Here is a 9,218-nt window from a genome sequence, read left to right on the forward strand (position 1 = left end):
CGTCTGCATGTCCCGGATGCGCAGCGCGTTGAGCGGCGGCGCCCCGTACAGTTCGTAGGCCCAGATCGGATGCATGACCTGCAGCAGGTGGTGGAAGGTGAACTCCACCATGGGCTGGTGACGGTCGAAGCGGTTGCCCGACTGCTCGACGGTGCGGATGATGCCAGAAAGGCTCTGCCTGGCCCAGGTGAGGTAGCGGTGCACGTAGAGGTCGAACTCCGCCGCGGAGAAGGTGGGCGGCCCGCCGGAGAGATGGTCGTGGATGGCGGTGCCGAAGCCCGCCGCGAACTGCCTCGGCGTCTCCAGCAGTGCCTCCCGCCGGGTGTCGTAACGGGGCACGGTGCGGGTCTCACGGGGGTAGGCGGCGGCGAACTCGGAGTAGTCCATGGCCTCATTCCCGCAAGGCCCGGGCAGACCTTTTGTGCCTGAGGTATTAAAGCATGTTAACCGAGCGAGCGCTTGATCCCCATCGCCACCAGGTCGAATGCCTCCCCCGCATACCGGGAGAGCGGCGCGCGACCGATCCCGTCCAGCGCCCAGACCTCCCACGCGGCCGTGATGGCGCCGGAGATGGCGTTCGCCGCCGCGAGCACGGCGAGGCTCCGGCGGTCGAGCCTGGCCTGCCTGGACAGGAAGGCGGCGATCACCTCCGCCCGCCGGGACAGCCGCAGCAGACCGGATGCCCGGATCTCCTCCCCGATCCCCATGAGCTCCCCCTGGGTGAGGGCGAGCGGCACCCGGTCGACGCCGAACTCCCCCGTCACCCGCAGCACGGCGGCACACAGGGCGGGCAGCGCCGTCTCTCCGGGAGGAACGGTCTCGAGCTCCTCGGCCAGGCGGTCGATTCCGGCGTCGACCTCGACCCAGAGCAGGTCGCTCTTCGCTCCGAAGTAGTTGAAAAACGTGTTGCGGCTGACCCCGGCGCGCTGGGCGATCTGATCGATGGTGGTCGCCTGGTAGGTGTTCTCGAGGAAGAGCTCGGCAGCCGCGTCCTCGAGCACCGACCGAGAGGAGGTGCGCGGCCGGCCGGCCGAATTGTGCGGTGCAGGAATCATTTCGCCTCCCCGGAGTTGCAATAATGGACTGAGTCCAATAATAGTCGCCCACCGCACCACCCGGGCAGAGAGAGCTCCCCCATGAACCGTGTCCTCGTTTCCCTGGTGGCCGTCGCCTCCGCCGCCGTCCTCCTCGCCGGATGCTCTGCACCGGCATCCACGAGCTCCGCACCCGTGCGCGGTGGCACGCTGGTCTACGCGACCGGCGACGCCGAGCCCACCTGCCTCGACCCCCACGTCGGCGGTAACTACCCGCAGGCCCTCGTCGCGACCCAGTACCTCGAGTCGCTCGTCTCGAAGAACAAGGCAGGGGCGATCATCCCCTGGCTCGCCACCAAGTGGTCGCAGTCGGCCGACGGCCTGAGCCTGACCTTCACCCTCCGCGACGACGTGACGTTCACCGACGGCACCCCGCTGACCGCCGAGGCGGTCGCCGCGAACATCGCGCACATCCAGGATCCGTCGACCGGGTCGTCGACCGGCTACCTCGCCCTGCAGAAGGTCACCTCCGTGCAGGCGATCGGCGAGCACGTCGCCCGCCTGCACCTGAGTTCCCCCGATACCACGCTGCTCGACTCCCTCTCCCAGCCCTGGCTCGCGATCGAGTCGCCCACGGCGCTGAACCGCAGCCAGGAGGTCAACTGCGCCTCCCCCGTCGGCACCGGCCCGTTCATCGTGAAGAAGTGGGACCGCCAGCAGTCGATCACTCTCGTCCGCAACGACGACTACAACTCGCCGCCCGCCGACGCCGCCCACAAGGGCCCCGCGTACCTCAAGACCATCCAGTGGCGCTTCCTGCCCGACTCCGCCTCCCGCTACGCCGCCCTGCAGTCCGGGACCGTCGATGTCATCGACAACGTGCAGCCGGACACCATCGTCGCCGCGGAGAAGAACCACGACCTCGTCGCCCTCGACGCCCCGCGACCCGGTGCATCCAACCGCCTCGAGCTGAACTCGAGCATCGCCCCCTTCGACGACAAGCGGGTGCGCGAGGCCTTCATCCGCGCGGCCGACGTCAACGACGCCATCAGGAGCCTGTTCTTCGGTACGGCGAAGCGCTCCTACTCGGCACTCTCCAGCGTCGAGAAGCTCGGCTACTCGGAGCCGAAGCTGTTCGGCTACGACCAGAAGGCCGCGGCGAAGCTGCTCGATCAGGCCGGGTGGACGCAGAAGGATGCCGAGGGCTACCGCACCAAGGACGGCAAGCGTCTGGAGCTCGAGTTCCCGGTCAGCACCAACCAGTCCGTCCCGGCGGAGCAGTCCCTCTTCGAGCAGCTGCAGGCCACCGCCAAGAAGGCCGGATTCGAGGTCAACCTCCGGCCCCTCGACCTGGCCAGCTGGTACACCGCACTGGCGAACAACCAGTACAACCTCGTCAGCGCGCCGTACACCAAGGTGGGGCCGGATGTCCTGCGCATCCTCTTCGACTCCGACGGCACGATCCCCGCGCCCAGCGGTTACTTCGCCAACCACTCCCAGGTGAAGGACCCGCAACTGGATGCCCTGCTCGTCAAGGCGTCCCAGGTCTCCGACCCGACCGAGCGGGCCTCGCTCTACACTCAGGCGCAGAAGATCATCCTCGAGGGCTACTACATCCTGCCGCTCTACGACCAGCAGAACCACTACCTTCTGCGGTCGGAGGTCAAGGGCCTGCGGGCCATGCCGACCGTGTCGACGCCGGCGCTCTACGACGCGTGGCTGGCCCACTGACGGCGGCGCCCGCGGCCACCCCGACCGCGCGGCGGCCGTGGCTGGCCTGGACGCTGCTGCGTCTCGGCGGCGTGATCTTCGTGCTCTGGGCGGTCTCCACGGTCACCTTCTTCGCCATCCGGCTCATCCCGGGCGACCCGGCCGAGGCCATCGTCGGCGGCCCGGGGTCGCAGGCGAGCGCCGCCGCGCTCCAGGCCGCGCGGGTGGAGTACGGGCTCGACCAGCCGCTCTTCGTGCAGTACCTGCGCTACCTGGGGCACCTGGCGACGGGCGATCTCGGGCGGTCCTACGCGCTGCACGAGTCGGTCTTCGCGGCGATCGGCGAGAACATCGGCGGCACGCTGCTGCTCGCCGCCTGCTCGCTGCTGGCCGCCGGGCTCATCGCCATCGCCCTGGCCGCCTGGTCCGTGCGTGCCGGCCGGGTGGCATCCGCGGTCGGCTCCGTGCTCGAGATCGTGGCCGCCGCCGTGCCCCACTTCTGGCTGGCCATCTGCCTCATCCTGCTGTTCAGCACCGGGCTCGGCTGGCTGCCGCCCGTGAGCGTTCCCGGGCCGGCCGGGCTCGTGCTGCCGGTTCTGACGCTGGCGATCCCGCTCTCCGGGTTCCTCGGCCAGGTCATGCGGGAGTCGCTGCTCGACGCGATGGCCTCGCCGTTCGTGCTCTCGGCCCGGACGCGGGGCGAGGGCGCGACCGGCCTGTTCTGGCGGCACGCGCTCCGGCATGCCGCCATCCCGGCGATCGGCCTGGCCGGATGGGCCTTCGGCTCCCTGATCAGCGGCGCCGTCGTCGTGGAGACGATCTTCGCCAGGGCGGGCATCGGCCGCAGCCTGCTCTCCGCCGTGCAGCAGCGGGACGTGCCGCTCGTGGTCGGCGTCGTCATCGTCGTGGCGGCCTGCTACATGTTCGTCACGACGCTCACCGACCTGGCCGACCGGATCGTCGACCCGCGCCTGCGGAGCGTCCGATGAGACGCTGGACCACGATCGCCGCCATCCTCGTGCTGGTCTTCCTCGTCCTGGCCGCGGTGGCGCCCGGGCTCCTCGCCCCCGGGGACCCGCTCGCCATCCACCCGCGGCAGAGCTTCCTGGCGCCCTCCCTCGGCCACCTCTTCGGCACGGACGAATCCGGGCGGGACATCTACACCCGCATCGTGCACGGCGCGGGTGCCTCCCTGCTCATCGGGCTGTCGGCGACGGCGATCGGCGTCGGGCTCGCGATCGTCTTCGGGCTGCTCGCCGGGCTGGGGCCGCGCTGGCTCGACTTCGGCACCACCCGGTTCCTCGAGGTACTGTTCGCCTTCCCCGGTCTGCTGTTCGCCCTCCTGTTCATCGTCGTCTACGGCCCGGGCGTCGTCACCTCGACGATCGCCGTCGGACTCGCCACCGCACCGGGCTACGCCCGCATCATCCGCAGCCAGGTGCTCGTCGTGCGCGGCTCGCCCTACCTGGAGGCGGCGACCGTGCTCGGCCGCGGCCCGGTGGCCCGAGTGGCCAGGCACCTGCTGCCGAACGTCGCCGGCTCGCTCTTCGTGCTGGTGACCCTCGGCATCGGCCAGTCCATCGTCTGGGCGTCGTCGCTCAGCTACCTCGGCCTCGGCGCGGTCCCGCCCGCCGCGGAGTGGGGCGCGATGCTCTCCGCCGGCCGCACCTACATCACCTCGTTCTGGTGGATGACCTTCTTCCCCGGCCTCTTCATCGTGCTGAGCGCCGTCACCACCACCGTGCTCGGGCGCGCCCTGCAGCAGAGGGTGAGGTCGTCGTGAGCCCGCTGCTGGAGGTCCGGGACCTCTCCGTCGGTTTCGCGGGCCCGCGGGTGGTCTCCGGGATCTCCTTCGAGATGGAGCCGGGCGAGTGCCTCGCCATCGTCGGCGAGTCCGGCTCGGGCAAGAGCGTGACCGCGCGCTCCCTGCTGGGACTGGCCGGAGAGGGGGCACGGGTCGAGGCATCCGCGCTGCGCTTCGACGGCACGGATCTGCTGCACGCCTCCCCGCGGCGGCTGCGCTCCCTGCGCGGCCGGGACATCGGCTTCGTCTCGCAGGGCGCCCTCGTCGCGCTCGACCCGCTGCGACCGGTCGGCCGGGAGATCGCCGACCCGCTGCGCCTGCATGGCACCCTCTCCGTCGCCGAGCGGCGGCGGCGCGTGGTCGAGCTGCTGACCGAGGTCGGGGTGCCAGAACCGGAGCTGCGCGCCTCGCAGCGGCCGGGCGAGCTCTCCGGCGGGCTGCGCCAGCGCGCGGTCATCGCCTCGGCGATCGCGATGCGGCCGCGCCTGCTCGTCGCCGACGAGCCGACGACGGCGCTCGACACGACCGTGCAGGCCGGCATCCTCGACCTGCTCGAGCGGCTGCGCGCGGACGGCGCCGCCATACTGCTCATCAGCCACGACCTGGCCGTGGTGAGCCGGCTCGCCTCCCGCCTGCTCGTCATGGAGCGCGGCCGGGTGGTGGAGAGTGGATCGACGGCGACGGTGCTCCGCTCGCCGGAGCATCCGTACACCCGCCGGCTGGTCGCCGCGGTCCCGACCGGGCATCCGCGCTGGAGCCGGCTGACGGACGCTCCGGTCGAGCCCCTCGTGCCGGCCCGGCGCGAGAGTGTGCTCACCGCCTCCGGCCTGGTCCGCCGGTTCGGCAGCCGGGTGGCCGTCGACGACGTGAGCTTCCGCCTCGAGCGGGGCAGGACCCTCGGCATCGTCGGCGAGTCCGGCTCCGGCAAGACCACGGTCGCTCGCCTGGCCCTCGCCCTCGACCGGCCGGACGCCGGAGAGGTCACCCTGCTCGGTCTGCCGTGGTCGTCGACGGGCGAGGGCGAGAGGAGGGCCCGCCGCCCGCGCATCGGCGCCATCTACCAGGATGCGCTCGGCTCCCTCGACCCACGCTGGACGGTCGGGCAGATCCTCGCCGACGCCCTGAGCCGCGGTCGCTCCCGCCGCGCCGGACCGGATGCCGTCGCGCTGCTCGCCCAGGTCGGCCTCGGCCCCGAGCTGCTCCGCCGGCGGCCGCGGCTGCTCTCCGGCGGCCAGCAGCAGCGGGTCGCCATCGCTCGCGCCATCGCGCCCCGGCCGGACGTGATCATCTGCGACGAGCCGGTGTCGAGCCTCGACGTCTCCGTGCAGGCCCAGGTGCTCGACCTGCTCGACGACCTGCAGCGCTCCCACGGGCTGAGCTACCTCTTCATCTCGCACGACCTCGGCGTCGTGCGGCACATGAGCGACGACATGATCGTCATGCGCGCCGGGCGCGTCGTCGAGAGCGGAGGCGCCGAGACCATCTTCTCGGCGCCCCGGCACGAGTACACGCGCGCGCTCATCGCGTCGGCGCCGCGGATCGGACGGGAGCCCCGGGCGCGTCCAGGCGATCCGAGTTAGGATCTACCGGCATCCGCCACCGTTCACGCGACCAGGGGAGCAGATGAGCGACGAACCGCCCACGGAACGCTTCGACCAGCCGCCACGCGGCGGAGCGCCGGACCCGGATGCGACGCAGGCCTATCCGCGTCAGCCGGACGACCCGGCGCGCGTCCGCCCGCCGCAGCCCACCGAGGCCACCCGGGCCTACTCCTCGGTGCCGCGCTCATCCGTGCCGCCGGACGCGGCCGGGGAGACCGACGCGACCGAGATCTTCGCACCACTGGCGGCCGAGCCGCCGCGGCAGCCGCCCTCCGGCCCGCGGCGGTCCGACCCGCAGCCGCCCGAGCGCCGTTCGCACGCGCTGCTGATCACGCTGATCTGCATCGGGGCCGCCCTGCTCGTCGCCATCGTCGTCCTGCTGGTGATGCTGCTGGTCCGCGACGCCGGGTCGGACACCGTTGCGACGCCCAGCACGAGCATCAGTCCCAGCGCCACGCCCAGCACCACCCCGAGCACGCCGCCATCCCCGTCGACCAGCCCCACGCCGAGCACGACGCCGACCACGCCGCCGGCCCCGACGGACCCGCAGATCACCTCGTTCACCGTCAGCACCTCCGTCGTCACCTGCACGCCGGGCAGCACCCAGCAGCCGCCGCTCACCTTCAGCTGGACGAGCACCGGGGCCACCGCCGCGTACTTCGGGGTGGACACGCCCGACGCCTCCACCGCGCCGTACTTCCAAGCACTGCCGCCGAACGGTGACACCTCGGACTTCCCGAGCGGCAACAACCCGTTCGGGTACGCCTGCCCGGCGGGCACCCACAACTACACGCTGACCGTGGTGGGCAACGGCGAGAAGTCCAGCCAGATCATCACCGTCGTGAACAACGCCGCCCAGTGACCGGAGCCGCCGCGCGGCGCTCCGGTACCATGGAAGGCACATCCCCCACACTCAGGCACCTCTTCACCGACTCGGTGCCGCACATATCGAACCGGAGACCCTCCATGCCCGCAGCCATCCCCGACAAGCCCGCGCTCGAGGGACTCGAAGAGAAGTGGGGCGGCGCGTGGAACGCGCGGGGCACCTACCGGTTCGATCGGGAGCACGCCACCCGCGAGCGCATGTTCAGCGTCGACACCCCGCCGCCCACCGCGTCCGGCTCGCTGCACATCGGCCACGTCTTCAGCTACACCCACATGGACGTGATCACCCGCTATCAGCGGATGCGCGGCAAGAGCATCTTCTACCCCATGGGCTGGGACGACAACGGGCTGCCCACCGAGCGCCGCGTGCAGAACTACTACGGCGTGCGCTGCGACCCCTCGCTGCCCTATGATCCCGACTTCACTCCCCCGCTCAATGGCGGCGAGGGATCCAGCACGAAGGCCGCCGATCAGCTGCCGATCTCGCGCCGCAACTTCATCGAGCTCTGCGACGCCCTCACCGTCGAGGACGAGAAGCAGTTCGAGGACCTGTGGCGCAAGCTCGGCCTCAGCGTCGACTGGTCGCTGACCTACCGCACCATCGGCCAGGAGTCGCAGCTCGCCGCGCAACGCGCGTTCCTGCGCAACCTCGCCCGCGGCGAGGCCTACCAGGCGGACGCCCCGACGCTCTGGGATGTGACCTTCCGCACCGCCGTGGCGCAGGCCGAGCTCGAGGACCGCGAGCAGCCGGCCGCCTACCACCGGCTCGCCTTCCATCACGCGACGGGCGACATCGCCATCGAGACCACCCGCCCCGAGCTGCTGCCCGCGTGCGTCGCCCTGGTCGCGCATCCGGACGACGAGCGCTACCAGCGGTACTTCGGCACCACGGTGCGCACCCCGCTGTTCGATGTGGAGGTGCCCGTGCTCGCCCATCACCTCGCCCAGAGGGACAAGGGGTCGGGCATCGCCATGATCTGCACCTTCGGCGACGTGACCGACGTGACCTGGTGGCGCGAGCTCGACCTGCCCAACCGCACCATCATCGGCCGCGACGGCCGCATCGTGCAGGATGCGCCCGAGGCGTTGACCGCCCCGGCCGCGCTCGCCGCCTACGCCGAGCTGGCGGGCAAGACCGTGTTCAGCGCGAAGTCCCGCATCGTCGAGCTGCTGCGGGAGAGCGGTGAGCTGATCGGCGACCCGAAGCCGATCCAGCACCAGGTGAAGTTCTTCGAGAAGGGCGACCGGCCGCTCGAGATCGTCTCCACCCGCCAGTGGTACATCAGCAATGGCGCCCGCGACGCCGCGTTGCGCGACACCCTGCTCGAGCGCGGCAGGCAGGTCAACTTCGCCCCGGACTTCATGCGCGTGCGCTACGAGAACTGGGTGGGCGGGCTCACCGGCGACTGGCTGGTCTCCCGCCAGCGCTTCTTCGGCGTGCCCATCCCGGTCTGGTACGAGCTGGACGCGGACGGCGAGCGCGGCGCCGTGATCGTGCCGAGCGAGGACGCCCTGCCCGTCGACCCCTCGTCGGACGCTGCCCCCGGCTACGACGAGAGCCGGCGCGGCGCCCCCGGCGGCTTCGTCGGCGAGGTGGACATCATGGACACCTGGGCGACCTCCTCCCTCACCCCGCAGATCGCCGGCGGCTGGGAGCGGGACCCCGAGCTCTTCGACCTGGTCTTCCCGTACTCCCTGCGCAGCCAGGGGCAGGACATCATCCGCACCTGGCTCTTCTCCACCGTGCTGCGCGCCCAGCTGGAGCACGGGACCATCCCCTGGGCGAATGCCGGCATCTCCGGCTTCATCGTGGATCCCGACCGCAAGAAGATGTCGAAGTCCAAGGGCAACGTGGTGACACCCGCCGCCATGCTCGAGCAGCACGGCTCGGATGCGGTGCGCTACTGGGCCGCGTCGAGCCGGCTCGGCACGGATGCCGCCTTCGACCCGCAGAACCCCAACCAGATGAAGATCGGGCGCAAGCTCGCCATCAAGGTGCTCAATGCGGCGAAGTTCGTGTACTCCTTCGAGCTGCCGAGCGGCGACTTCTCGGTCACCCGTCCCCTCGACCTCGACCTGCTCGCCTCCCTCGCCGAGGTGGTGCGCGTCGCGACGGAGGCCTTCGACGCGTTCGACCACGCCCGCGCCCTGGAGACCGCCGAGCAGTTCTTCTGGACGTTCTGC

The 9,218-nt window shown here is 71.2% G+C and carries 8 protein-coding genes; 6 read left to right on the plus strand and 2 right to left on the minus strand.

Annotation, left to right across the window (positions count from 1 at the left end; all coding sequences use genetic code 11):
- A partial coding sequence (locus tag VGC18_RS13260) for a hypothetical protein (protein WP_331098155.1) occupies nt 1-387 on the minus strand: 387 nt, incomplete at its 3' end.
- A gap of 56 nt (nt 388-443) precedes the next feature.
- Nucleotides 444-1,055 carry a TetR/AcrR family transcriptional regulator gene (locus VGC18_RS13265; protein ID WP_331098156.1) on the minus strand — a complete coding sequence of 204 codons (612 nt, stop codon included), beginning with the start codon at nt 1,053-1,055 and terminating at the stop codon, nt 444-446.
- Nucleotides 1,056-1,136: 81 nt separating this feature from the next.
- Between VGC18_RS13265 and VGC18_RS13270 the strand changes: the two genes are divergently transcribed.
- From VGC18_RS13270 to valS, 6 genes are all read left to right on the plus strand, one after another.
- Nucleotides 1,137-2,765, plus strand: coding sequence for an ABC transporter substrate-binding protein (locus VGC18_RS13270; protein WP_331098158.1), 1,629 nt, complete (start codon nt 1,137-1,139; stop codon nt 2,763-2,765).
- Nucleotides 2,750-3,733 (plus strand): ABC transporter permease, encoded by a 984-nt coding sequence (locus VGC18_RS13275; RefSeq protein WP_414672888.1) that lies wholly within the window; start codon nt 2,750-2,752, stop codon nt 3,731-3,733. Before VGC18_RS13270 ends, VGC18_RS13275 begins: the two co-directional genes overlap by 16 nt.
- Complete coding sequence (locus VGC18_RS13280) at nt 3,730-4,527, plus strand: ABC transporter permease (protein WP_331098160.1); 798 nt, start codon at nt 3,730-3,732, stop codon at nt 4,525-4,527. The genes VGC18_RS13275 and VGC18_RS13280 overlap by 4 nt, the downstream gene beginning before the upstream one ends.
- Nucleotides 4,524-6,128: an ABC transporter ATP-binding protein gene (locus VGC18_RS13285; protein ID WP_331098162.1), complete on the plus strand. Its 1,605-nt coding sequence runs from the start codon at nt 4,524-4,526 to the stop codon at nt 6,126-6,128. The genes VGC18_RS13280 and VGC18_RS13285 overlap by 4 nt, the downstream gene beginning before the upstream one ends.
- Before the next feature lie 43 nt (nt 6,129-6,171).
- Nucleotides 6,172-7,011 carry a hypothetical protein gene (locus VGC18_RS13290; RefSeq protein WP_331098164.1) on the plus strand — a complete coding sequence of 280 codons (840 nt, stop codon included), beginning with the start codon at nt 6,172-6,174 and terminating at the stop codon, nt 7,009-7,011.
- 104 nt (nt 7,012-7,115) lie between these two features.
- The coding region (gene valS / locus VGC18_RS13295; RefSeq protein ID WP_331098166.1) for a valine--tRNA ligase at nt 7,116-9,218 on the plus strand (2,103 nt) is incomplete at its 3' end.

The sequence above is a fragment of the Lacisediminihabitans sp. genome, from assembly GCF_036404185.1.
GTDB lineage: Bacteria > Actinomycetota > Actinomycetes > Actinomycetales > Microbacteriaceae > Lacisediminihabitans.

Bases quoted from the DNA above. Each gene is read 5' to 3' on its own strand.
- VGC18_RS13280 (WP_331098160.1), top strand. From the start codon at position 3,730: ATGAGACGCTGGACCACGATCGCCGCCATCCTCGTGCTGGTCTTCCTC.
- VGC18_RS13290 (WP_331098164.1), top strand. From the start codon at position 6,172: ATGAGCGACGAACCGCCCACGGAACGCTTCGACCAGCCGCCACGCGGC.
- VGC18_RS13270 (WP_331098158.1), top strand. From the start codon at position 1,137: ATGAACCGTGTCCTCGTTTCCCTGGTGGCCGTCGCCTCCGCCGCCGTC.
- VGC18_RS13265 (WP_331098156.1), bottom strand. From the start codon at position 1,055: ATGATTCCTGCACCGCACAATTCGGCCGGCCGGCCGCGCACCTCCTCT.